This window comes from Streptosporangium sp. NPDC049644, assembly GCF_040675205.1.
GTDB lineage: Bacteria > Actinomycetota > Actinomycetes > Streptosporangiales > Streptosporangiaceae > Streptosporangium > Streptosporangium fukuiense.
Map to the genome: position 1 here is coordinate 179,738 of NZ_JBFAOJ010000004.1, position 24,322 is coordinate 204,059.

General features: G+C 67.8%; 21 protein-coding genes. 3 read left to right on the forward strand and 18 right to left on the reverse strand.

The features are described from left to right. Window positions 1-276: 276 nt before the first annotated feature. Complete coding sequence (locus tag AB0J58_RS03790; protein WP_364209766.1) at window positions 277-1,677, forward strand: serine hydrolase domain-containing protein; 1,401 nt, start codon at window positions 277-279, stop codon at window positions 1,675-1,677. A gap of 178 nt (window positions 1,678-1,855) precedes the next feature. Here AB0J58_RS03790 and AB0J58_RS03795 read toward each other — a convergent pair whose 3' ends face one another. Beyond that, a complete protein-coding gene (locus AB0J58_RS03795; RefSeq protein ID WP_364209769.1) occupies window positions 1,856-2,521 on the reverse strand; it encodes a helix-turn-helix domain-containing protein in 666 nt (221 codons plus the stop codon). Between the two features lie 97 nt (window positions 2,522-2,618). On the opposite strand from AB0J58_RS03795, the gene AB0J58_RS03800 reads away from it, so the two are divergent. Next, window positions 2,619-3,152: a DUF1772 domain-containing protein gene (locus AB0J58_RS03800; RefSeq protein ID WP_364209772.1), complete on the forward strand. Its 534-nt coding sequence runs from the start codon at window positions 2,619-2,621 to the stop codon at window positions 3,150-3,152. Between the two features lie 511 nt (window positions 3,153-3,663). On the opposite strand, the gene AB0J58_RS03805 is transcribed toward AB0J58_RS03800, so the two are convergent. The 16 genes from AB0J58_RS03805 to AB0J58_RS03880 all read right to left on the reverse strand — a co-directional run bounded on the left by AB0J58_RS03805 (window position 3,664) and on the right by AB0J58_RS03880 (window position 20,787). After that, on the reverse strand, window positions 3,664-4,176 hold the full coding sequence (locus AB0J58_RS03805) for a hypothetical protein (protein WP_364209775.1): 513 nt from the start codon (window positions 4,174-4,176) through the stop codon (window positions 3,664-3,666). 204 nt (window positions 4,177-4,380) lie between these two features. After that, on the reverse strand, window positions 4,381-4,995 hold the full coding sequence (locus AB0J58_RS03810; RefSeq protein WP_364209778.1) for a hypothetical protein: 615 nt from the start codon (window positions 4,993-4,995) through the stop codon (window positions 4,381-4,383). A 390-nt stretch (window positions 4,996-5,385) separates the two neighbouring features. Beyond that, window positions 5,386-5,526, reverse strand: coding sequence for a hypothetical protein (locus tag AB0J58_RS03815; protein WP_355616471.1), 141 nt, complete (start codon window positions 5,524-5,526; stop codon window positions 5,386-5,388). Between the two features lie 70 nt (window positions 5,527-5,596). Further along, a complete protein-coding gene (locus AB0J58_RS03820) occupies window positions 5,597-5,800 on the reverse strand; it encodes a hypothetical protein (protein WP_364209781.1) in 204 nt (67 codons plus the stop codon). A gap of 587 nt (window positions 5,801-6,387) precedes the next feature. Next, window positions 6,388-7,053, reverse strand: coding sequence for a type I-E CRISPR-associated protein Cas6/Cse3/CasE (gene cas6e, locus AB0J58_RS03825; RefSeq protein WP_364209784.1), 666 nt, complete (start codon window positions 7,051-7,053; stop codon window positions 6,388-6,390). Next, the gene (cas5e, locus tag AB0J58_RS03830) at window positions 7,044-7,760 is read right to left on the reverse strand and encodes a type I-E CRISPR-associated protein Cas5/CasD (RefSeq protein WP_364209787.1); all 717 of its coding nucleotides are present in this window, start codon (window positions 7,758-7,760) and stop codon (window positions 7,044-7,046) included. Before cas5e ends, cas6e begins: the two co-directional genes overlap by 10 nt. Then, window positions 7,757-8,887, reverse strand: a complete 1,131-nt coding sequence (gene cas7e / locus AB0J58_RS03835; RefSeq protein WP_364209790.1) for a type I-E CRISPR-associated protein Cas7/Cse4/CasC — start codon at window positions 8,885-8,887, stop codon at window positions 7,757-7,759. Before cas7e ends, cas5e begins: the two co-directional genes overlap by 4 nt. Further along, window positions 8,884-9,483 carry a type I-E CRISPR-associated protein Cse2/CasB gene (gene casB / locus AB0J58_RS03840; RefSeq protein ID WP_364209793.1) on the reverse strand — a complete coding sequence of 200 codons (600 nt, stop codon included), beginning with the start codon at window positions 9,481-9,483 and terminating at the stop codon, window positions 8,884-8,886. The genes cas7e and casB overlap by 4 nt, the downstream gene beginning before the upstream one ends. After that, the gene (gene casA / locus AB0J58_RS03845; protein WP_364209796.1) at window positions 9,480-11,027 is read right to left on the reverse strand and encodes a type I-E CRISPR-associated protein Cse1/CasA; all 1,548 of its coding nucleotides are present in this window, start codon (window positions 11,025-11,027) and stop codon (window positions 9,480-9,482) included. Before casA ends, casB begins: the two co-directional genes overlap by 4 nt. Window positions 11,028-11,267: 240 nt before the next feature. Then, window positions 11,268-14,003, reverse strand: a complete 2,736-nt coding sequence (gene cas3 / locus AB0J58_RS03850; RefSeq protein ID WP_364209799.1) for a CRISPR-associated helicase Cas3' — start codon at window positions 14,001-14,003, stop codon at window positions 11,268-11,270. Between the two features lie 799 nt (window positions 14,004-14,802). Beyond that, window positions 14,803-16,497, reverse strand: coding sequence for a molybdopterin-dependent oxidoreductase (locus AB0J58_RS03855; protein ID WP_364209802.1), 1,695 nt, complete (start codon window positions 16,495-16,497; stop codon window positions 14,803-14,805). Between the two features lie 294 nt (window positions 16,498-16,791). Continuing rightward, window positions 16,792-17,424 (reverse strand): XTP/dITP diphosphatase, encoded by a 633-nt coding sequence (locus AB0J58_RS03860; RefSeq protein ID WP_364209805.1) that lies wholly within the window; start codon window positions 17,422-17,424, stop codon window positions 16,792-16,794. A gap of 115 nt (window positions 17,425-17,539) precedes the next feature. Beyond that, entirely contained in the window at window positions 17,540-18,256 is a 717-nt protein-coding gene (rph, locus tag AB0J58_RS03865) for a ribonuclease PH (RefSeq protein WP_364209808.1), read from the reverse strand. Between the two features lie 5 nt (window positions 18,257-18,261). Next, window positions 18,262-19,014 carry an MBL fold metallo-hydrolase gene (locus AB0J58_RS03870; protein WP_364209811.1) on the reverse strand — a complete coding sequence of 251 codons (753 nt, stop codon included), beginning with the start codon at window positions 19,012-19,014 and terminating at the stop codon, window positions 18,262-18,264. 73 nt (window positions 19,015-19,087) lie between these two features. Next, the gene (gene murI, locus AB0J58_RS03875; RefSeq protein WP_364209813.1) at window positions 19,088-19,909 is read right to left on the reverse strand and encodes a glutamate racemase; all 822 of its coding nucleotides are present in this window, start codon (window positions 19,907-19,909) and stop codon (window positions 19,088-19,090) included. An 86-nt stretch (window positions 19,910-19,995) separates the two neighbouring features. Then, window positions 19,996-20,787, reverse strand: a complete 792-nt coding sequence (locus tag AB0J58_RS03880) for a thioesterase family protein (RefSeq protein WP_364209816.1) — start codon at window positions 20,785-20,787, stop codon at window positions 19,996-19,998. Between the two features lie 397 nt (window positions 20,788-21,184). On the opposite strand from AB0J58_RS03880, the gene AB0J58_RS03885 reads away from it, so the two are divergent. Continuing rightward, window positions 21,185-23,065, forward strand: a complete 1,881-nt coding sequence (locus tag AB0J58_RS03885) for a DUF3352 domain-containing protein (protein WP_364209819.1) — start codon at window positions 21,185-21,187, stop codon at window positions 23,063-23,065. Window positions 23,066-23,256: 191 nt separating this feature from the next. Here the strand turns inward: AB0J58_RS03885 and AB0J58_RS03890 are convergent, their stop codons facing one another. Next, window positions 23,257-24,204: a cysteine synthase gene (locus AB0J58_RS03890; RefSeq protein WP_364209822.1), complete on the reverse strand. Its 948-nt coding sequence runs from the start codon at window positions 24,202-24,204 to the stop codon at window positions 23,257-23,259. Window positions 24,205-24,322: the final 118 nt, after the last annotated feature.

Consider the following 24,322-nt stretch of genomic DNA (forward strand, 5'->3'; position numbering starts at 1 on the left):
GGTGACCAGGGTCTTGCCGTTCCCTGGGGGATTTGGCACGCCGACAGCGTGCCAAATCCCCCAGATCATGGAAACCACTGCTTTTGGCCCTCCGCCTCGCACAACGCGACACCAACGAACGGCCCCCGACCTCACCACCTCGCCGCGCTCTTCAATCGCGACCGGCTCCCCCAGCGCCGCGTTTCGCGATCGAACGGGTCGGCCCACGGGACCGGCCCGGTAGATCGATAGGTTGGTTTTGCCAGATTTTGCCCAAACAGGAGCCGCGAAGCAGGAATGACCCTCGGTGACCAGATCAGCGCCCTCGTCCTCCAGGCGGCTCGCCGGCTGAGCGACGCCTGCGACTCGGGCGAGGTGCCCGGAGCCGCGCTCGCCGTCGCGGCCGGGGGGACGACGGTGCTCGAAGCCGCGTTCGGGCTGGCCTCGGTCGGGGACGGCGTCGCCACCACGGTCGACACGCCCTTCAGCCTGGCCTCCGTCACCAAGCCCATGGTCGGCACGGCACTGGCCGTCCTGGCCGAACGTGGCGCGCTCGATCTGGACGCCCCGGTGTCGCGTTACCGGCCGCTGCCCGGCCACGAGGCGGTCCCCACCCTCCGGCAGGTCGCCAACCACACCGGTGGTCTCCCGACGTTCCTCAGGTTCTTCTACGGCGACGAGATCGATCGGGCGCCGAGCAGGAACGACCTGCTGCGGACCTACGCCCGTGTCGTGTTCCCGCCGGGGGTCCGGCAGACCTACTCCAACGTCGGCTACGAGCTGCTCGGCGCGGTCATCGAGGAGGTCACCGGCTCCCCGTTGGCGGACGCGCTCTCCGAGCTGGTCTTCGAACCGCTGGGGATGCGGTCGGCCCGGTTCGGTGAGCCGGACGGCGGCCTCGGCGCCGCGCGGCGCCACACCTCGTCGGGCTCGGCGTACCCGCCCTACGTCACCGGGCACGGCGCGGCGGCGGAGGCCTGGTGCAGCGTCCGGGACCTGCTCCGTTTCGGGCTCGCGCACGCGGGCGGCACGAGCCCCCTGCCCGCCGAGGCGCTCGCCGCGAGCCGCCGTCCCACCGCGCCGTGGCCCGGGGCCGACGGCTACGGGATCGGCTGGGGCGTGCGGCGCCACGGCGACCTGTCCGTCGCCTTCCACGGCGGCAGCATGGGCGGCGTGGCCGCCTACCTGGTCGCGGTCCCCACGGCGGGGATCGTGATCGCGGCCCTGGCCAACGTGCAGAGCGGCAGGGATCTGCTGATCTCGGTGGCCAACGACATCCTGTCCGCCCTGCTGCCGGGTTTCACGCCGCTGGCACGCGCAGGCGGTTCACCCGACGACGACCTGTCCTCCGTACCGGCCACCGAGGTCGGCGGCGCGTGGTCGGGAAGCCTCGACCTGCCCTCGGGGGCGGTGCCGCTCTCCCTGTCGATCGCCCCGGACGCCTCCGGCACCGCCAGGTGGAACTCCGCCGAACATGCGATCACCGGGCTGCGCGTCACCGGATCCTCCGTCACCGTGGAGCTCGACGGCCTGGTCGACGCCCCGGACCTGGCCGCGCGGCCGCACGCCCCGGCCCTCTGGCTGCACCGTACGGCGGCGGGGCTCGCGGGCGGTCTCGCGGCCGTCGGCGTCCAGAACGCCGACCATCCCCTGCAACCCGACATCGTCGTCCGGCCCGCCTCGATCCGGCGGGCCTGATCCGCCCGGCGTTCCCTTCCTGTCCACCTGCGAGCGGAGGTACCCGTCGAACCCCGCTTCGAAGCGATCGATCATCTGGTTACCCTGCTCCGTGGTGAGAGCCGAGGGGATCGGGCCCTCTCTCTCCTTTTGGATGCCGTAGGAACGCCAAGCAGCCGGTGCGGTGCCCGGCACCTTCTCAGCGCCATTCAGGTTCGGCCGGTTCGAGCAGGGCCTCGGCCAGTATCCGGGCCAGCCAGTCCTGGAAGTCGCCCACGCTCCAGCCGCAGATCTCGGTGAACCGTTCAAACAGCTCGAACGAGGTCAAGGCGTAAATCTGATCGGCGGCCCGCTCGACGGTCAGTCCGGTGCGCAGCGCGCCGATCGCGGCCAGATCCTCGGCCGGGCCCCGGCTGCCTACCAGTCGCTGCTGTTCGGTGCTCGCCAACAGGTCACTCAATCCGGCATCGGCGGCTGCCGCGGCGCGCAGCACGCGATGCACCGGGCCGACGCGTTGAAGGATCGTCACAGCCATCGCCGCGAACATGGACAGTTTCCGTACCGGATCGGGCTCGGCGATGATCGCCTGCACCTGTGGCCGGGCGCTCTGCGGGACGGGTTGCGCGTCGCCGGCCAGAGTGACGTCGTAGACGACCTTCGCCAGGCCGGGCTTGCCGCCGGGGCAGGCCGAATACAGGGTCTGCACGACGACCCCTGCGGTCTGAGCCACGTCGGCCATCGTCGTAGCGGCATAGCCACGCTCCAGCATGAGCGTCCGGGCGGCCTCGGCGATCCGCAGCCGGGTCGCCTCGGCATTCTGACGCCGCAGGTCGCTGACGTATCGCCGCTTGGGTTTCTCGCTCATCGGGAACCATCGTGCCAGAGTATTGACTAGAACATATTCAAATGAAATGGTGCTGATCTAGCCAATTCGTAAGGCTCAGTGCCGGAGGTGGACGAGCATGCGCCCCTTGCTGCTGGAGATCGTTCGAACGACGGCGACGTCACTCCTCGGCCTGTTCGCCGGCGGTGTCCTCTTCACCGTGCTCGCTCCGTCGCTGCGCGGGCTCCCCGGACCCGCCTACGTGCGGTACTGGCAGGCGCTCAACACCGACTACGGCCGTGCCATGCCGGTGCTCCTGCTCACCTGCCTCGCATTACTCCTGGCGACGTGCGTACTGTCGTACCAGCGTGGTTGGCTCGTCTTCGGACTCGGCATCGCCGCCCTGCTGCTGGTGACGGGCACGATCGTGCTCACGGTGACCCAGCTGGAGCCGCTCAATCAGCTCGCGAGCTCCTGGAATGCCGATCAGCCGCCGACCGGCTGGGCGGATGCCCGCGAACGCTGGTGGAACCTGCACACGGCACGCACTGTGATGGCGGTGCTGGCCTTCGCCGGACTCCTGATCGCCCAGACGGTCGACCGGGGCAGCAGCAGAACCGTCGATACCGCAGATCCGGCCGTACAGTCCGCGCGGGTCTCCAGTCGATCCTGATGGCCACAGCGACCGTTTCGAATCGCGATCGTCCCTGCGATCATTCAGCAGGTAGAGCGAACAACCGGGGTAATGCGCTCATTGAAGAGCAGGGCACCAATTCAAGGGGCCGACACGCCGTCGCGTCCAAAGCCGACCAGGCCCTACCAAGGGACGGAGGACTGGTACGAGCTGCGACGCGATGGTCTACGACGTATGGCGCATCGGTACGCCTCCTCGGAGAAAAGTATTGGTTCGCGAACCTTCGAGATGGTTGCTGGAGATAAGCGAAGGGACCGACAGGTCATATGCCTGCGGTCCCCTCGGGTAAGATCCACTGCACTGGTCTCACCGTGCGTTTCCACCGCCCGCCCGTGTTACCAGACCAAGCTAACGGTTGGCGACACGTCCGAGCATGATGCGCCAGGCGCCAAGGCTTACACTATGCCCTGCGGCCACCGCATGATCTTTAGTTGTCTTCACAAACTCCGGATGACCGCGCGGTAGCGCTGCGGCGCTGGTGCATCATCAGTCACTCCACGCCCAATGCCTTCCTGACGCGAAGTGCCACTTCGTCGATGCTTCCGATTCCCCGCCACGCACCTTCCAGCTCTTCATGGCCCCCTACAAGTTTCGAGCCGCTATCGAAAATCACTCCTTGAGGGTCAGCCGTCGCCAGAATGGCTCCGTCCGGTAGGCCGTTCCTCGCTCCTTCGATCCGGGGAGCTTGTCTTTGGTCCGGGAAAAGGAAGAGCATCACCTTCGTGTCGGCGGGTATAGCTTTCCGGAAGTCATCGAGAGATGTGCGAGGTATTCCGCTGCGGTAGAGACCGCCTTGATCCAGGTCCAGGTAAACGCGGCCGTCACTGACAAGCCCCCTGTCTTTTATTGTCGAGTCGACACGGACGCGCATGACGACACGCTTGTCCGGGTATGGATCTTCTGGAATATCGTATATGTCTCTCCCTTGCTCGAACCCTTCGACGCTGCCAATGATTATGCTTTCGTGGTCCCGAGATTTTACCAGCTCTTCGGGCGTATCCATGTGGGGGTAGTCGAATTTACCTGATCGAAGTGGCGATGTATCTATTTTGCTTTGCGTCCCGATCGCTTGCGTACTTCTTTCTGCTGAAGGTCGTGATACGCCTTCGCTTCCGCAACCCAAGGTTGCGAAGATGGGTAGCATCAGAGCGATCGCGAGACGAGGTTTCAATGATTTCAAGTGACACTCCCCGGGCGGTGTTATTTGCTAGAACCAGGCGTCGACATGAGCGATGTGATGATAATTATAAGTTCGAGTCCACAGCTCTCCGTCTGCCCACAGGCCGTCCCGCATGCAGTCAGCACCCTCCGGGGGCACGACCATCTCGCTGTAATGTGCCAGGCCGACGGTGTGTCCGATCTCATGGCAGGCGGTCTTGGTGTATTGGTTTTCTGCGCGCAGATAGGCCGCGCCGTCGATTCTGTTCTTGTCGACTACCGCACGGAATCTGTCGCACCGCTCCTCGTAAGGAGGGTCCCAATAGATGTCGCAGTCGGTGCCTCCAAACTTGACACCGCCCAACCCGTAATTCATCCATACTACATCGGTCTGTCCGGCCCCACTGAGGTTGCATGTCGTGTGTAGCTGAGTTACGGCGTCGGTGTACCCATTGAGATAAGATATAGCTGATTCCATATTATCTCTGAGGTTGCTCGGAACGGTTCCGGCGTAGCAGTAGATGTGATTTCCCCCGTCTGGATGGTTCCCATCGAATGGCCACGTGTCCGCGTTTGCGCTGGGAGCCAGTACTGCAAGGCCGGATATGAAGATTAGTAATGCTGCAAGGATTCTGGTTAGTTTGCCGATGGAATTTCTTGCCACTCTTTCCAAGGTAACGCCTTTCCGGAGAGGGGGTGTCCTGCGAATGCGCTATAAGATCATGTCTATCAGAACTAATTGTCGACCTCAAGATCGAACCTCGTTGCGAGATGATCACTGACGGTAATATTTTGGCGGCCCGTAGATGGATTTATCAAAATTTACCAACAAGATCAATGCTGATTTATTTTAAATTCCTTCCTTTGTGGTGATCGTCAAGTTACGGCAGTTACTTTTTTATGTCTTTACAGTAAGGAGGATTGGGGATTATTGAGGCTGAACTGGTGGTGCCGTAGCTGCCGATATGCCTCAACCGCTGGAGTGGGTTGACATCACGAGGCATGTATGGGGTGGTGAGTTGCCCGCAAGACGAAGAACTTTCCATGCAGAACCTCAGAGCTTGTCGGAGCCGAGCTGCTCGATCGCCTTGGTGTAGCGGTCGGTCACATGGCCCTGCGCCGCTGCTTGAAGCTCGCCCCTCAGGAGCCGACCGACGCGCAGCGGGAGCTGTTCAGCGCGCCCACATCGGAGCACGCCTCGACCGAAGACGCCCGAGGAGCGATCCGGTCCGGTTGCTCGCGCCGAAGGACGACGTCCTCATTGGTCATGGGCTCAGATCACCTGCCGGTTCCGAGTCGGTGCCGGAAGCCGCCGTCGAGGCGCTGGAGGGCGGGAGGGTCGGCTGTTCCTGGGACTGGCGTTCCAGGGCCTGCAGCCTCCTGGCCTGCCTGAGCAAAATCCGCCGCTGCTTGTCGGGCATGCGCTTGATCTGCATGACCTCCCGCAGTGCGTACGCGGCTTCGGACATGTGGCCTTTGTTGATCAGCCAGACGATGAGCTGCGGGCCGCCCCACCACTGCCCGCTGCGCCAGTAGGCCTCAGCGCGTCGCCGATGTCGGTCGTCATCCGGGGTTCGGTCGCCGGGATGGCAGGCGGGGCAGAGGGCGGGAGGTTTGCCGCCCGGTGAGGTTCGGCGGGCGAAACAGCTGGCGGCGGGCCGGGATGCCGGTGCCCGTCTTGAAACGCTCCCAAAAATCCCATGTATGCCCACGCCATCGGGTACCGAGACTTCTGCCATCCCACCGGACGGTACGAAGCCCCGCCCGGGGTGGCTAGTGCTCCGTTCCTCAAAGCAGGTCGCGAACGCGTGGCCGAAACCCCGATGTCGAGGTGGCCTTTCCGGCGTCCTGAGTCAACGTGGATCTGTGCGTCCGATGAGGAACGTCGCGCTAGGCGGCTTGACGCTGGAGTTCGGGGAAGCAAGCGATCCAGAGAGCGCGGACGGGCGGTGGCAGCATCAACTCCGGCCACAGTCTGCGCAGCATCGCGGCGTTCGTCACCTGGTCTCCTTCGGGTGGGACTTGACGGCCGACGTCCTCGGATCGAAGAGCCTCCTCATGGCCGTGCCAGGGTGAGAAGGCCGCAGCCGTAGGCTTTCGCCCGGCCGATGCCCGTGGTGAAGGCCGCCCAGAAGGCATCGGGGTCGGTGATCGCGAGGCGGCCTTCGAAGCGCACCGGCGTCACGGTCACCTGCCCCTTGGCCCGGCGCCCGCTCCCCCGAGGCAAGGTGTTGACCCGGATGTCTGCCCTGCCCGAACCGCTCTTCTCGATCAGGAAGCCGTGCCGCTCACCCTGCTGGTCGAGCCACTGGAGCTGCCCCTCGGGGTCACCGATGGGAACGCGCTTGCCGCGCGGTCTGTCCGTTGCGGAAATCCGCTCGCTCGGGATGCTCCGGGTCGCGCTGGCGACCAGCCGGAACGAGAATCGACGGCCCGCATGCAGGATGTCCCGTATCTCGCTGAGGTCCCGGGTCCTGGCCTGCTCCGCGAGGTAACCGGCGGGCAGTCTGGACCAGTCTGGCGGGGTCTCCGACTGCACGTAGAGCACGGGAGGTCGCCCGGGATCCGCGTCCCAGCGCCAGAGGACGCCATGGGCCAGACGGCCGGGGCCTTCGGCATCACCGAAGCCCTCCATGACGCGTCGATGGACCTGCTGGAGGTCGGCCAGGTCGCGCAGGACATCGGGAGAGATCAGGTTGGGGGCGAGGCGGCTCAGGTGCATGCCTGTTCCTTGAGACTGGGCAGCAGGTCGAGGGTGAGGGGCACGAAGTCCGTACGGACGTAGCGGGGGGCGAACTGCCGGTTGCCCCAGGCGAAGGAGACCGGATGGTCGTGCCGCAGGTGGGCGCTCGGGCTCGGCTCGCTGTCGCAGCTGATCCGGAGCATCTGTGGCTTCCCCGATTCGGCGTCGTGACGCGCTTTCCTGACGGCCTGCGCTCGCCGTTCGAGCCACGGGTGTTTCCTGATCGCCTCCGTGGCGGGCAGGTCCGTCAGCCCGAGGAACAGATCCGGTGGAGCCGCGAATGCCTTCCGGCCGAGGAAGAGCGGGAACACCGGCTTGGCGAGACCTTCCGCCGCCTGCTCGATGTGCTCGGCCGAGCCTTCCAACGCCACGAGAAAGCAGGCGTCTGCGAGGTAGTGCCGCTCGGAGACGATGGTCCGGGACGATTTGCCGTCGGTGGTGGGGACGTTCTGGGTGGTGTGATAGTCACGCTCCACCTGCCCCTCTCGATCGCAGCGGACGGCCATGCCGAAGGCGGCCAGGTGCCTGATGTCACCGTCGCGAGGCACTCCGAGCGCGGCGGCCAGCAGGCCGACGATGCCTGACTTGCTGGGCTCGGTGCCGGTGTCACGGCGCTCGAAACGAGACTGCACTCCCCAGGACTGGAGTGGCGCGTCGAGGCCGAGCAGGAGCGTCGCGGTGTTCATGCCAGTGCCCGGGTGATGTCGTCGACCAGCTCGGTCACCGTGCGGACCTGCGTCAACTCGGTGTCCACCTTGGCGTCGATGGAGAGAAGCCGGGTGGCGACGATGTTCTCGTCCCCGTACGCGGTGGCGATCCGGTCGAACTGGCTCAGGAACGCGTCGGCGGACGCCTGGATGATGCCCTTCTGGAAGGTGCCCTTGACCGGGTCAGCGAACGCGTTCGCCAGGTTCCAGACACCGTGCCGGCGGACGACGGCCAGGATCAGCGAGGGCGGGTTGTGCGCGGCCATGGAGTTCTGCTTGCCGCTGGGGATCGCGTGAATGAACGCCTGGAGCCAGGCGCGAGCCGCATGGTGGACGAGGTCGGGGTCTTCCGGCAGGTTCTTGCTGAACTGCACCAGGTCCAGGTTGGCGTAGCGGTAGTAGCAGGCCGCGTTGAACTCGACGGTCCCGATCATGTCCGCGCCGCTGTCGCCGTCTCGCTGCAGATCGTCGACGGCGGTGAAGTAGTCGTACTCGCCCGCGACCGCGTGAGTGGAGATGGCGTGGGCGACCTGGCTGGCCGCGTTCACGCTGAAGTCCTTGTTGTTCGCGATCATGCGTCCGAACAGGGCGATGTCGACGGCCTTGGAGGCGTCGATCAGGTCGTACAGTCCGGCGATCTCGGTCTTCTTCTTGCTCTTGGCCTTGGCGGCGCCGGCCTTCGTCTCCTTTGCCTCCTTCGCCTTCTGCGGGACGAGGGCGAGTAGCGCGTCGTAGTTGCTGTCGCACACCTCCGCGAGGAGTTCCACCGCATTGGAGCGGAGGAAGAGCGAGTATTTGCTGTTGTTGTCCTTGTCGGTCGGCAGACCCAGCTCTTCCAGGGCCGTACCGGCCACGGTGCGCGCCTCGGCGAGGTCGTGTCCCCGATCCGCGAGAAGCTCCGCGGCCTTGTCCGCGAAGTCCTTGCTCCGCTTGCCGGTGGTGATGCCGTAGTCCGGCAGGAGGAGGCGGGCCGATCTCTTGAGGCACTGGCTGGAGACCCGGGCCCGGCGCACGTCACCGAAGACGGCCGACTTGGGCGCGCCGCTGTCGTCCCTGTTCAGGTTTGACGGGGCGAAGGACTGGAGGATGTGCAGTTCAATGATCATGATGTCTCCTCGTCGCCGGAGAGGCTGACGGATCGGGCGTATGCCGTGTGTGCCATGCGGTCGTAGTCGCGAAGCCAGCGCAGACGGACGCTCTCCCCGTAGGTGAGCCCGTCATGGCGAAACTGGGTGTTCTCCCAGTTGAGGACGTCACGGAGAAGCTGCGCGTAGTTGATCGAGATACCGTCGAGCAACGTGACGGCCTGGCGGAGATGATGGTCGAGACCCGTCCGAGGGGACCCGAGCAGGACCTTGAGACGGGTATCTGTGGGACAGGAGTCGACGTCGCCGTGCTTCTGGGCTCTGTACACGCCGAGAGAGGCCCCGAGGCTGCGGTGCGCGGAGGAGTGTTCGCGGTGGTCGGCGAAAAGCCCGGCAGTAAGGAAAACATCGGCCATCTGCTTCTCAGTGACCCAGTCCGGCAGTACGGCCAGGAGAGGCGAAACGGCTCCGACCGAGGGAAGCTGACCCGTCTTGTAACGGCGTAGCTCGGCCAGCGCTCCCAGGTCCCCCTTACCTCCTCTCGCCTGCACGAGTGCTTTGAGAGCACTGGCGAAACGCTCCGCCCACCGGTCGGACTGAGAATCGTCGCTGGTCATGCGGTCACTCCAGGGGCGGCATCGAGTGTGGCGAGGGCTCTGCGGAGCCGGAAGGTGACGGTGTTGGCCACCTTCGCGCGGATGGCGAGATTCCGCGTGCTGGTGGTGCCGGTGGCCAGCATCCGGTTGAGCGCGCTGGTCGCGGCGGCCTCCACCGCACGCCTCCACGACCGCTTCGCCTCCTCGTACTCTCCCTCGGCCAGCAGGTGAGCCAGACGGTCGTACTCGGGAGTGAGGGCGGCCCAGTAACTGGCGAGCTGGACCGGCCGCCAGTCTCTTTTCTTCTCCTCCTGGAGCTCGATGCGGGTCTTGAACTCGCCGCGCAGCCGCCGCGCCTGCTCGAAGAGCAGGCTTCCCACCTCCTCGGCGGTACGGAGGGCGAACTCCAGGACGGTAGCGGCCTCCGTCTCGGCGGGGTCGAGCAGACGTGCGGGGAGCACGATGTCCTCCGCGGCCCAGGTGATGAGCTTGGACTGCTTGTTGACCAGGCCGTAGGCGGTGACCGGGATGAGCTGCGGCAGCTTCAGTCCCGCGGCCTTCTGCGTCTCCCTCAGCCACGCGAACGTCCTCGGCGGAACTCCGCCCCGGGGTTCGAGAGCGCCCGAGCGCGCGACCAGCGCGTTGGCACTCCGCCAGAGCGCCCGTTCCCGGTCGATCCGGAGCGGCGTCACCTTGTCGCTGTAGAACGCCATGTGCTGATCGACATGGCTGAGCTGGAACTCCTTGTGCAGGGAATCGCCGGGGCAGATGACGACCTCGCCGATCGCGACGCTTCCGTCCTCGTTCTGGGTACGGCGAAGCCAGACACGGCGCGACTGCCAGGTGAGCAGGGCGGTCCAGCCTTTTGGCACGACCGCCTTGCGGGGCATGGCCGAAAGCTGCGGGCGTTCCCACACGGGGGCATCGCCGGCCAAGGTGTTCATCGGCCGCCGCCCTGGCTCGTACGCGGGAAGGTTGAGCATGAGGGTCTCGAAGACCGTCATCCCTCTCACCAGAAAGACCGCTCCGCGAGCGCAGGGGGCAGCGGTCGATGACTTGTCCTGCGTCGCCCCCGGAGTCTTGGTCCCGCCCAGGTCGAATGCCTGCACAGTGACCAGCCAGCGAGCGGCTTCGGCGGGGGTGAGCGTCACGCGGGTGTCCGACGTCGTGTGGTCGAACAGTGTGACGTTGTTTCCGGATGATTTGTAGGGCACCAACAGCGCCGCCGATTTGGGCTGGGCCGTCGCGAGCTCGCGGCACTGGTAGAACGGCTCGTCCCCGAACAGGTCGAACCGATGCTTCAGCGGCCCCAGGTAGTCGAGGATCTGCTCGATGGGAAACTCTCTGGCCTGCCAGATCTGCTTCCAGACGGCGCCGTCAATCGGCTTGAGAGCTCGGTGGAGCATAGCGATGGCCAGCCGGTAGAGAGCCGCTGTCATCGTGGGAGACTCTCCCCCGATCCCCGGCAGCTTGTCCGCCTGCCTGAACAGATCGATCAGGGAGACGTCGTCGGCTTGACCGAGGATGGGAATCCACCGCTGGTCGACCAGGTTGAATGACTCCATGCTCCTGTTTCCAACGAGTCTTGGATAGGCAAAGAAAGATCTACGTGAGCAGGTTAGAGATACCTGGCACGAAGAACCTTTGAGAATGCCGAACCGCTCTGCCCGCTTGACCTGTCGATCCCACCGCGGTATAGATCGGCCCCAACCCCACCAGGGGTGTGGACCAGAGTCGTGGATCGCACACGCACCCGAATCCGAACACGCCCCGCAGCGCGGGGGTCATGAAGGAGTCTCAGCTCCTTACGTCAGCTTGCTCGCCTGGAGGCCGAGGATCTCGTCATAGGTGACCTCGTAGTTCCCGATCTGGGCTCGACCGCCTTTCAGGACGAGATCTCTGTGATCGCGGAGCCAGGGTGTCCACCGCCAGGCCGAGCAGGGTTCGCGGCCAAGCAGTTCCCTGGCGAACGCGATCGGCATGGACACCGACAGCGACGACTGGATGAGTGCTTGCTCCATCCTGCGGTTGGGGCTCTTCTTCAGCGAGAAGGCATCGCCGCCCGTGACCGGGCGGACCATGCCTTCGCTCACCTCCTCCAGCAGGACGATGTTCACGGACGGCAGGCCCAGGCGGGTCACCTGCGAGTCCTTCTCCTCGTTCTCGGCGAGTTCGGTCATCAGGTGCAGCCTGTCCCCCTCGGGACCGGGGACGCACCGGTTGCCGGCCAGCAGTTCCTCGGCCTCGCGCTTGTTCGTTTCCTCCTCGACCGCCGCCGCATAGGCATCGATGTCCGCCGGACCGAGGTTCGATGGCTTGTCCTCGCCGTAGACCTCCTCGGTCAACGTACGGATGTCGCCAGGCAGGTTAATCTCCGCTCGCCCCTTCTCCCGGAGGTTCTTCAACGCGTACCAGGACGCGATGAGCAGACGGGCGCCGTAAACAATCTTGCTCTCCTCCGGGAAGTCGACCGGATCGACACCCGTCACGCCGGTGACGACGAGCGTGGGGGCGACGAAGCCGCGTCTGGCCTCCGGTGCACGCTCGTGGCGGTGCAGGCGACCGGCCCGCTGGAGAAGGAGGTCGATGGGCGCGTGGTCGGTGACCATGAGATCGAAGTCGATGTCGAGGCTCTGCTCGACCACCTGGGTGGCGATGACGATCTTCCTCTTGGGCCGCCTTCCCTTCTTCCCGAACAGCCGCAGCACCTGCCGCTCCAGCTCGTGCCGCCGGGCGTGGGGGAAGCGCGCGTGAAAGAGGATCAGATCTCTCTTCGGGATGCGCGCCTTGCGTAACGCCCGGTAAAGCGACTGGGACCGGCCCACCGTGTTACGGATCACCGCCACACACCCGCCGTCGGCGGTCACCGTGGCCAGCCACCGGGCCAACTCCTCGTCACTGTCGTGCACGTGGCTGAAGTCCAGGCTGACCGGGCTGTCCTGCGGCGGATCCGGCTGACGGGGCCTCAGGGCGGTGGCCGTACCCCAGCTCACCAGCGGGTACGGCGCCTTGTCGGCTCCTGTGGGCTCAGCGGCCGGAAGGTTCCCCCTACCGGCACCTCGCTGCCAGGCCCGTATCAACTCCAGCCGTCGGCGAGACGGAAGCGTGGCGGACAGCAGCACCACCGGGACACCCTGACGACCCAGCCACTCAAGGACCCGGTCGAGAATCGTGGACATGTAGAGGTCGTAGGCATGCACCTCATCAATCACGACCACCTTGCCCGCCAGGCCAAAGTGCAGCACGGCGTTGTGCCGGATCCGCAACCCGGCCCGGAGGATCTGGTCCACGGTGCCCACCCCGCAAGGAGCGAGAAGCCCTCTCCACCGGGCCGTGAACCACCGGGAGGCCGACACATCCACCCCGGCGTCGCCGGTCGCCTTCCGGCCGTCCTGAGCGTGGATGCCGGAGGGGGTGATCTGTGCGCGAACACGGGGGTCGTCCTGCGCGAGAAGCTTGAGGAACTCGTCGTTGAGCCCGGCCGCACCGTGTACCAGGTGAAGGAGTGCGTCCGAGGCCGAGTGCAGGCCGAGGAAGGTCTGCAGCCGGTCGAGCATCTGGTTGCTGGTCGCCTGGGTGGGGAGAGCGAAGAAGAAACCGCTCAGCCCGAGCCGCCGGGTCCACTCGGCCACGGCGTACTGCGCGATCTCGGTCTTCCCACCGCCCATCGCATCCTCGACGATCACGATGCCCGGCTCGTCGAACATGCCCTCGCCGGCCATCTCCATGACCGTCCACTGGGCAGCGCGAGGCTCCGCGTTCTTCGGCAGGAGGTCCGGAAGCGCCCGCTGAGCGGGTCGCCACCGCGCCCACCCCAGCGCGTCGATCGCCTCCTCGGCCTGCTTCCTGCTGGTCTTCACGTAGTCGTCGAGATCGACCTCCGCCCCGACGTACGGAAACAGGTGCTCGTCCGAGGCGATCCAGTCGCTCACGGCCGTCAGCCCGGTGAGAAGCACCGCACCGGGGACATCCGGCTCCCAGCCGGACAGCGACGTGTCATCGATCCCCAGGCGCTCCGCAAGCTCGCCGAGCAACTGGTCACGGAGCTGTGCCCAGTTGGCCCCGCCCAGCACCATCCCATCACCGCTGGCATTCTTCAACAGGTCACGACGCCCCGGGTTGAAGAACTCGCCGTGGTGGCCACCGGCCGCGACAGCAAGCAGATCCGCCGTGGCAGGGGCAAGCCCGAACTGCCGAACGAGCCAGTCACGCAGATGAACATCGGTCATCAACCCATGCGGGACCTTCCCTCCCAGGGATTCCCAGAGCACCTGCGGAATCCGCGACGGCGCCTCTATGGGAAGCAGGTCATCACGCTTCATCTGCCAGCACGAGCACTTGCCGATGTCATGCGCACCGGCGACGAACGCGATCGCCAGCCGTACGGCGGGCTCCTCAACGCCCCTACCGAGCCTGCCACCAAAAGACCCCGGCAGCCCCACCTCAAGCAACCGGAGCGCGACATGCGCCGTATCGATCATGTGACAGATCAACGGATGCGGGATGTCCCCCTTCCCCGCCTTCCCCCAGACCCAGCGCATCGCCCCTCCCACGGGTAGCCGGTCCATGACCGTGTGCGAGAGACCGTATTGCCCAGCACCGACATTTCCAGGACCGGAGCAACTCGTACGCCCAAAAGAGGCCACAATGATCGACACAGCCCCCAGAATCAGCAGATCACCTGGCCCCGCCCATCCCCGACAACTACGATCAAAATCAGCGACTCCTGCCGCATGCACTTGATAAAAAATCAGTCCTCACACCCACAAAGCCGCAGCTCACGAAGGGTTGGCCCCGCATGCGCGGGGGTGATCCGCCGTACTGGCCGCTGATCCTCACCATCCAAGCGTCGGCCCCGCACGCGCGGGGATGATCCGTCGCCCTTGTTCGCCTCAGGGCCAATGATCAGGTCGGCCCCGCACGCGCGGGGGTGATCCCTTTTCCCGACCCTTGTCGTACAGTGCGTTAGCGTCGGCCCCGCACGCGCGGGGGTGATCCCGACTGCAACCTGTACGCCGCCTCGCTGGGCACGTCAGCCCCGCGCACGCGGGGGTGATCCTATTCCGACCCGCCCATGGATCCAGCGATCACGTCGGTCCCGCACACGCGGGGGTGATCCAGTGCCGTACGCGAGCCCGGACAAGCCGGAGTGGTCGGCCCCGCACGCGCGGGGGTAATCCCACATTACGGGCGATCGTGTCCGCTGTTTTGCCAACGGCCCGCACACGCGGGAGTGCTCCTCGGCTGACGGTGTCCTGGTCGGCGGCGTAGGCATCGGCCCCGCACACGCGGGGGTGCCCCCTCTCTGGCGCCTTCCAAGGCTGTAGGCAACGGACTGGGTCAGGTGACCTCTACCCGGATCGTGTGCCAGCCGGTGGCGCCGTCCGGGGCCACCGGGACCCGGTCGGCGGTCTGGGTGTAGCCGGTGGCGTCGGTGGCGCGGACCTCGATGGTGTGGCTGCCCGGGGTGGCGTCCCAGTCGTCGAGGACCCACTGGCGCCAGGTGTCGGCGGTGGGGGCCTCGGCGAGGCGGGCCTGGCGCCACGGACCCCGGTCGACGCGGACCTCGACCGCGTCCACGCCCTTGTGCTGGGCCCAGGCGACGCCCGCGATGGGGGTGCGTCCGGCGGAAAGGGTCGCGCCGTCCCTGGGCAGGTCGATGCGGGACTCGGTCTTGATCGGCCCCTTCGCGGACCAGCCCCTGGGCGTCCAGTAGGCCTCGTCCTCGTCGAAGCGGGTGACCCTGATCTCGGTGACCCACTTGGTGGCCGAGACGTAGCCGTAAAGGCCGGGGACGACCTGGCGGACCGGGAAGCCGTGGTCGACGGGGAGCGCCTCGCCGTTCATGCCGAAGGCCAGCAGGGCGTCGCGGCCGTCGAGGACGACGTCGACCGGGGTTCCGGCGGTCCAGCCGTCGGCGGAGGTGCTGAGCAGCATGTCGGCGCCTCTGTGGACGCCCGCGTCGCGCAGCACGTCGGCCAGGCTGACGCCCAGCCAGCGGGCGTTGCCGATGTAGGGGCCGCCGACCTCGTTGGAGACGCAGCAGAGCGTGACGTCGGCCTCGACCACGGTGCGCTTCATCAGGTCGGCGAAGGTGAGCTCGACCGGGCGGTCCACCATGCCGTGGATCTTGAGGGTCCAGCTGCCCGGGTCCACCTGGGGGACGACCAGGGCGGTGTCGACCCGGTAGAAGTCGCCGTTCGGGGTGACGAACGGCGCCAGGCCCTTGAGCTTGAGGTCGACCCCGGCGGGCAGCGGGGCGAGGGGTTTCGCGGGACGGGGCAGCGTGATGCCGCTACGGGCCACGCTCACCTCGGCCCGCCCGGACAGCATCCGCCCGGCGATCCCGGCCACCCCGGCGGCGGCGACGCCGCCGAGCACGCCGGTCAGCAGGCCCCGGCGGTCGAACGCGCGCAGGTCGTTCCCGGCCCGCATGACCGGCGGCACGGACGCCTCGGGCCGCTCCTCGGATTCCGGCGATGAATCCGGCGCGATCTCCCACGGTCCGGTGCCGTGCGCGGCCCCCGCCGCGCCCACGGCGCCACTGGGCGTCGGGTGCCCTCGGTCGCCGTACGGACCGGGCTCTTCGACGGGCACGAGGGAGCGGCGAATGATCCTGCTCAGCGCGAACATGCCCGCGCCGACGCCCAGCACGGTCGGCAGGACGTCCGCGAGCCCGGAGTCCGGGCGGGTCAGCACGGCGACGACGCCGACGAGGCCGAAGGCGGCCAGGCCCGCCAGGCCGTACCGGACGTCGCGGGCGGCGGCGATGCCCAGGAGCGCGGCGATGACCGCCATGACCACGAGGATCCCGCCGAGCAGCACCACCTTGTCGTTCTCGCCGAAGGAGCGGATCGCCCACTCCTTGAGCGCGGCCGGGGTGAGGTCGACCGCCGAGTCGCCCACCGCGACGACCGGGAAGGCGGACGGGTTCACCAGGCCCGCGACGAGCAGGGAGACCCCGACCGCCACCGCGCCGGACACCAGGCCGATCAGCGCCGCGGCCCACGAGGGCATGCGCCTGTTGCTCTGCATACCTCCGACGTTACGCCCATCCGCGAACGGAGGATCTTACGCCCCGATTACAGGCCGACTCGAACGGTCGCCCCTGGTCATCACGTGCTCCCCGGACGGGCTCCGCCGAGGAGCACGAGGCCGCCGGCACCCATCCCCGCCGCTCGTTCCCCACGCGGGCCGCGCCGCGAACCACGAGATCGTCAGATCGTCGCCGCGGTTCTCCGCCCTACGAACTCCATCAAGGACCACGAGAGCCTCGCCGTGACCACGGCGGCTCTCTACCGGCCCTCGCGGCCTGATGGTGAAGGAGCGTCAGACGAGCACTTCGGCGAGGATGGGGGCCAGGGCGCGGAAGGCGCGGCCCCGGTGGCTGATGGCGTCCTTCTCCTCGGCGGACAGCTCGGCGGTGGTCCGGCTCTCGCCCTCGGGGACGAGGATCGGGTCGTAGCCGAAGCCGTTGACACCGCGCGGGGTGTCGATGATCACGCCATGCAGCGCGCCCTCGGTCACCCGCTCCTCTCCGGAGGGGAGCGCCAGCGCGGCGGCGCAGGCGAAGTGCGCGCCCCGGTGCTCGGCGGGCACGTCGGAGACCTGGGCGAGCAGCAGGTTGAGGTTGGCCGGGTCGTCGCCGTGCCTGCCGGACCAGCGGGCGGAGAAGATGCCCGGCATGCCGTTCAGCGCGTCGACGCAGAGGCCGGAGTCGTCGGCGATCGCCGGCAGGCCGGACTGCCGGGCCACCGCGTGCGCCTTGAGCAGGGCGTTCTCCGCGAAGGTCAGGCCGGTCTCGGCGACGTCGCCGATCTCGGGGAACTCCTCAAGCCCGACGATCTCCACCGGGACCTCGGCGTCGGCCAGGATCCGGCGCAGCTCGGCGATCTTCCCCGCGTTCCGGGTGGCGAGGACCACTCTGGGGCTGCCGCTCTCGTGCACCTCGGACTCGCTCACACTGGCTCCTTCGCTCCAAACCCAGTCATATCCCGCTCGAACAGGCCAGGCCGTGTCGCACCTGACCTGACAACGCCGAAGCGGGCCACACCCTACCCGCCCGGGTGGAAAACGCTTATGCCAGGGCCTCTCGCTGCAGGCGGGTGAGCTCCGCGCAGCCGGCCGCGCCGAGGTCGAGCAGCTCGTCGAGGGCGGCGCGGTTGAACGGCTTGCCCTCCGCGGTGCCCTGGACCTCGACGAACTCGCCGGAGCCGGTCATCACCACGTTCATGTCCGTCTCGGCGGCGACGTCCTCGGTGTAGCAGAGGTCGAGCAGCGGCGTCGAGCCGACGACGCCGACGGAGACCGCCGCGACCGAGTCGACCAGCGGGTCTCCGGCGCACATCTTCCGCTTGCGCATCCAGGTGATCGCGTCGACCAGCGCCACGTACGCGCCGGTGATGGCGGCGGTGCGGGTGCCGCCGTCCGCCTGGAGCACGTCACAGTCGATGACGATCGAGTTCTCGCCGAGGACCTTGTAGTCGACGCAGGCGCGCAGCGAGCGGCCGATCAGGCGGGAGATCTCGTGCGTACGGCCGCCGATCTTGCCGCGTACCGACTCGCGGTCGTTGCGGGTGTTCGTGGCGCGCGGCAGCATGGCGTACTCGGCGGTGATCCAGCCCTGGCCGCTGCCTCGGCGCCAGCGCGGCACGCTGTCCTGCACGGAGGCGGCGCAGAGCACCCTGGTGCCGCCGAACTCGACGAGCACCGAACCCTCGGCGTGGGTGATCCAGTCGCGGGTGATGGTGACGGGGCGGAGCTGATCGGGAGAACGTCCATCTGCACGAGCCATGCAGCTCACCCTAGGTCATACCGGACCCCGCTTCGTGCCAGTTCCATCCGCCCGCCGAACCCGCCGCCGTGGGCCTCCCCCAGGACGCGGTCGCTGTCGTTCCAGGGCACCAGGTGGGTCAGCACCAGGGTCTCCACGTCCGCCCTGGCCGCGTGCTCGGCCGCCTGGCGGCCGCTCAGGTGCAGGCCGGTGGGGAGTCCCGGCCGGTCGAGGTGTGACGCCTCGCACAGGAAGACGTCGGCTCCCGAGGCGAGCTTGACCAGCTCGGCGCTCTCGCCGGTGTCGCCGGAGTAGGCCACCGAGCGCCCGCCGTAGGAGACCCTGAACCCGTAGGTCTCCACCGGGTGGTTCATCAGCGCGGCCGTCACCTCGAACGGGCCGGCCTCGAACGTTCCCGGCGTCAGCCCCACGAAGTCGAAGGCCGACTCCAGCAGCGGCTCGTCCGGCATCGCGTAGGCCGAGTTCAGGCGCCGGCGCGCGTCCGCGGGCGCGTACACCGGCACCCTGGGCAGCGGCCCCTCGGGCGAGTAGGTGCGCACCACGTGGTACGGGCATATGTCGAGACAGTGGTCGGCGTGCAGGTGCGACAGGCAGATCGCGTCCACGTCGTACAGGCCGATGTGCCTCTGGAGCGCGCCGAGCGCGCCGTTCCCGAAGTCCAGCAGCATGCGAAACCCCTCCGCCTCCAGCAGGTAGCAGGACGAAGGGCTGTCAGGGCCGGGAAAACTCCCCGAGCATCCGATGATCGTCAGTTTCACGGCGGCCTCCTACGGTTCACGTTGCGGCGCCGCGCCCTCTCCGGCGCTCCCCCTACGGAGCGCCGGAGCACCGTCACGCGCGATGCCCGTTGTTCGAAACATCACCCACCACCGCCACCTCGACCGCCTCGATCTCCGGTCCGAGGAACCGTCGCCCGAGGTCGGCGAAGAGGCCCGCGTCACCGGTGGCGCGGAAACGGTGTCCGGGCGCGCCCCCTACGGCGGCCAGACCCCGGTCGTGCAGGATGCGGTACACGTCCTTGGCCGTCTCGTCGGCGCTGGACACCAGCGTGACGCCGTCTCCCACCACGTAGGAGATCGGCCCGACGAGGAGCGGGTAGTGCGTGCATCCCAGGATCAACGTGTCGCACCGGTCGGCGAGCACCGGCTCCAGGTACTCGCGGATGACGGCGATGAGCTCCTCGCTCATGGTCTCCCCGCGCTCGACGAACTCCACCAGGCGCGGCGCCGCCACCGTGGTCAGCCGGACGTCGGGGGCCGCGGCGAACGCGTCGTGGTACGCCATCGACTCGATGGTGGCCCTGGTCCCGATCACCCCGACCCTGCCGTTGCGGGTGGCGCGTACGGCACGGCGGGTGGCCGGCTGGATCACCTCGACGACCGGCACGTCGTAGCGCTCGCGGGCGTCGCGGAGCACCGCGGCGCTGGCGCTGTTGCACGCGATCACCAGCATCTTCACGTCGTGCTCGACGAGGTGGTCCATCACCTCCAGCGCGTAGGCGCGGACCTGCGCGATGCTCTTGGGGCCGTACGGCTGCCTCGCCGTGTCCGCCACGTAGAGGATCGACTCGTCGGGCAACTGATCGATGATCGCCCGAGCCACCGTGAGGCCGCCCACACCACTGTCAAAGATTCCAACGCTCGCTTGCGACACAGTTCCCAAGGCTAGGCGACCTGGGTCGATCGAACACGGTAAGAATCCTCACATCGCCGGGCCTCATCCGAGCGGCCCCGTGGACGTCAGCCCCGCCCGACGCGGGCCAGCTGGCGGGACTGGGCGACCAGGCGGCCGGCGGAGTCCCAGACCTCGACGTCCTCGTCGAACCAGCCGTCGCTGATCAGCCTGCCGCCGGCGATGACGGTCAGCCAGCCGGGGGCGGGCAGGGCGCGCAGGTGCCAGGTGAGGTCGACGGTGGGGGCCCAGCCGCGCTCTCCGGCGGAGAAGACCACCGGCGGCAGCGCGTCCACCGCCAGCGCCAGCACGTAGGGGTCGGGATCCTGCGGCTCGGCCATCCGGAAGTAGGCGCGGGCCTCGGGGCGGCCGCTGGGCCTGCCGTCGAGCCAGCCGATGGTGGGAGGGTCGAACGCCAGCTCCATCTGGGCGTTGAGCGTCATGTTCGACTCGGTCTTGGGGGCGGGCAGCCGGAGGCACTGCTCCATCGGCGGCATCGCCACCGAGGGTCCGTCCGTCCAGCCGGGGGCGACGCCGCCGAGGGTCGCGGTCGTGACCAGGGACTCGATGATGGAGTCGCCGTCCCTGACCAGGCTGGCCCGGGTCATCGTGGCGGTACGGCCGGTCTTGATCTGCTCCAGGCGCACCTGCGCGGGGCCGGGGACGGCGGCGCGCAGGAACTGGGCGCTGGTGGTCACCGGGTGCTCATGGGGGGAGGCGTCCACGACCGCGCGCAGCAGCACGGCCATCAGGTAGCCGCCGTTGAGGGGGCCGCCGATCGAGTATCCGGGGTCGAGACACACGTCGTAGGTGGTCTCGTCCACCCGGATGGCCCCTGTCGCCTCGTCGAACTTCGTCATCCACGCTCCCGAACCTTGTTCTAGACGGCTCACTTTACCCACTCCCCGCCACCTTCGCCTCTCCGGCCCCCGGACGCTCCACCACCTGGACCGGACCTGGGCCGGACCTGAGCCCGATCCGATTCCAAACCGAGCCCGAAATGAGGCTGAGGGCATCCGGATCGCAGGATTCTCCGCGCTTTCCCGAACCGCCCAGGGCTACGGAAAGGTCGAAGCCCGCAGGAAGAAGGACATGACGACCACCTGCGAAAATGGCGCGTCAAGTCTTGACGAATCCCAAGGGAGCAGGCCCAACCCCCCTTAGATGCACCAATCGCATGGTTAGTTCAATGCAAGCGGGTTGCTAGCAAAGTGCACTAACTTCTCCATATCCACGAAGTCCACATTGTGAGTGATCATGCCTGCCAACAATCCCCCAGACCAGTCGCCCACGCCGGATCAGCAACCCGACAGGACGATCGCCTACCGTTGGAACGAGGGCGCGCAGCGAAGCGACCAACCGCACACGCAGGTCTACCCCCAGAACACCCAGCCCGGATACCCCCAACCCCAGCAGGGCTACCAGCAGGGGCAGCCCTACCCGCAGCAGGGCCAGCCCCAGCAGAACCCCCAGCAGGCGTACGGCCAGCAGAGCTACGGGCAGCCCGCCGGGCAGCAGAACTATGGTCAGCAGAGCTACGGCCAGCAGGGCTACGGGCAGCCGGCCGGCCAGCCCTACGGCCAGCAGCAGCCCGGCTACCAGCAGCAGGGCTACGGGCAGCAGCCCTATCCGCAGCAGGCGGGGAACTGGCAGCAGGGCCCCGACTTCCTGGGCGCGGGACAGCCGACCGGAACTCCGCCCCGCAAGGGCGGTAAGGGCTGGCTGCTCGCGGCGATCGCCGCGCTGGTCGTGGTCCTCGTGGGCGGCGGCGGCGTCTTCGCGGTCAGCCTGCTCAGCGGCGGCGGCACGCAGCCGCACGACGTGCTGCCCGCCAACGCCATCGGCTACGTACGCCTTGACCTCGACCCGGCCGCGAACCAGAAGCTGGCGCTGTTCGGCATCGCCAGGAAGTTCACCGCCACCAAGGACTCCTTCACCGGCGACGACCCGCGCCAGGCCATCTTCGACCTGCTGAAGAAGGAGTCCGACAGCCTCGGCAAGGTGAACTACGCCACCGACATCGAGCCGTGGCTCGGCGTCCGCGTCGGCGTGGCCGCGGTGCCGCCCGCCAGGGGCGCCAAGGAGCCCGGCGCCGTGGTGGCCGTCCAGGTCACCGACCAGGACAAGGCCAAGGCCGGCATCGCCAAGCTGATGGGCAAGGAGAAGTACGGCATCGCGTTCCGCGACGACTACGCGCTGCTCAGCCCCACCCAGGCGGAGGCCGACCGGGCCGCGGCCGCCGCGCCGCTGTCGGAGAACGCCGACTTCTCCGACGACCTGAGCGCGCTCGGCGAGACCGGCGTCCTCTCCTTCTGGGCGGACGCCGGCAAGATCGCCCAGCTGGCTCCCGAAGTGGCGTCCCAGGACCCCGCCGCCCTCGCCCAGATCAAGAACGTCCGGGTGGCCGGCGCCCTCCGCTTCGACAGCGGGTACATCGAGCTCGCGGGCGTCAGCCGCGGCGCCCAGAATCTGGACATGGGCACCCCCGAGGCCTCCCGGATCAGCACGCTTCCGGCCTCCACCGCCGGCGCGGTCTCGATCTCCGGTCTCGGCGAGGTGATCGGCAAGCAGTGGACGCAGCTCATGAAGTCGGCCGACGCGGCCGGTGGCGGCGGCGTGCAGCAGTTCGTCGACCAGGCCAAGCAGCAGTCCGGGCTGTCGCTCCCCGACGACCTGGTGACGCTGCTCGGCAAGAACATCACCCTCGCGCTGGACGCAGGTGGCCTCGACGGCGACCAGCCGAAGTTCGGCGCGAAGGTCGTCACCGACCCGGCCAAGGCGCAGGAGGTGGTCGGCAAGATCGAGAAGTACCTCGCCGCCACCAGGACGGCCGTCCCGCAGCTCGCCAAGGTCCCCGGTGACGGCACCTTCGTGCTGGCCAGCTCGCAGGAGTACGCCGCCGAGCTCGACAAGGACGGAGCCCTGGGCGACAGCGAGACCTTCCAGCTCGCGATCCCCAACGCCGACGAGGCGACCTTCGCCGTCTTCGTCGACCTGGACAAGATCGAGAAGCTCTATCTCGAAGGCCTGCAGGGCGACGAGAAGGCCAACCTCCAGGTGCTGCGCGGCGTGGGCGTGAGCGGCACCCAGTCGGGCAGCGAGGCGACCTTCTCGATGCGGCTGCTGCTCAACGACTAGCTCCCTCTCGGTCCCCGGCGGGCTCCCGCCGGGGACCGGACGACGAAGGGCGGGTGTCCCGGTGGGACGCCCGCCCTTCGTCGTCCGCCTGTCATCCGGCGCCCGGCCCCGTACCCGCCGGCCCGATTCCCTCGACGGACCGCGGGCCGGCCTCGCCATTCACCGCTCGGCCGGTACCCACCGACCTCGGATCAGGCCCAGAGCTGGCCTTCGAGCCGCTCCTCCGCCTCGTCCAGCGTCCCCTCGTAGGCACCGGTGGACAGGTACTTCCAGCCGCCGTCCGCGACCACGAAGACGATGTCGGCCCGTTCCCCCGCCTTGACGGCCTTGGCCGCCATGCCGAGCGCGGCGTGCAACGCGGCCCCGGTGGAGACCCCGGCGAAGATGCCCTCTGCGGCCAGCAACTCCCGGGTGCGCCGCAGCGCGTCGGCCGAGGAGACGGAGAAACGCGTGGTCAGGACCTCGGCGTCGTACAGCTCGGGGATGAAGCCCTCGTCGACGTTGCGCAGGCCGTACACCAGCTCGCCGTAACGCGGCTCGGCGGCGACGATCTTCACATCGGGGACGTGCTCGCGCAGGAACCGGCCGACGCCCATCAGGGTGCCCGTGGTGCCCAGACCGGCCACGAAGTGGGTGACGGAGGGCAGGTCCTCCAGGATCTCCGGCCCGGTCGACTCGTAGTGCGAGCGCCAGTTGGCCGGGTTGCCGTACTGGTAGAGCATCACCCAGTCGGGGTTCTCGGCGGCCAGCCCCTTGGCGACCCTGACCGCCTCGTTGGAGCCGCCCGCCGCGGGCGAGGAGATGATCTGCGCCCCCCACATGCGCAGCAGCTGGCGGCGCTCCTCGGAGGTGTTCTCCGGCATCACGCAGATCAGCTGGTAACCCTTGAGCCGGGCGGACATCGCCAGCGAGATGCCGGTGTTGCCGCTCGTGGGTTCGAGGATGGTGCAGCCCGGCTGGAGGAGCCCGTCCTTCTCCGCCTGCTCGATCATCCACAGCGCCGGACGGTCCTTGATCGAACCTGTCGGGTTGCGGTCTTCGAGCTTGGCCCAGATCCGCACGTCCTCCGAGGGCGAGAGCCTGGGCAGGCCGACCATCGGGGTCCGGCCTACCGAGTCGATCAGTGAGTCAAAGCGCATGGTGTACGGCTTCCGCCTCTGTAGTCCTACCAACGACAGCGAGGTGCGCCGCCCGCCCCCCCGCGAGTAGCGCCGGGGGGGGGGGCCCCCCAAAAGGGGGGGCCCCCGCCCCCGGCGG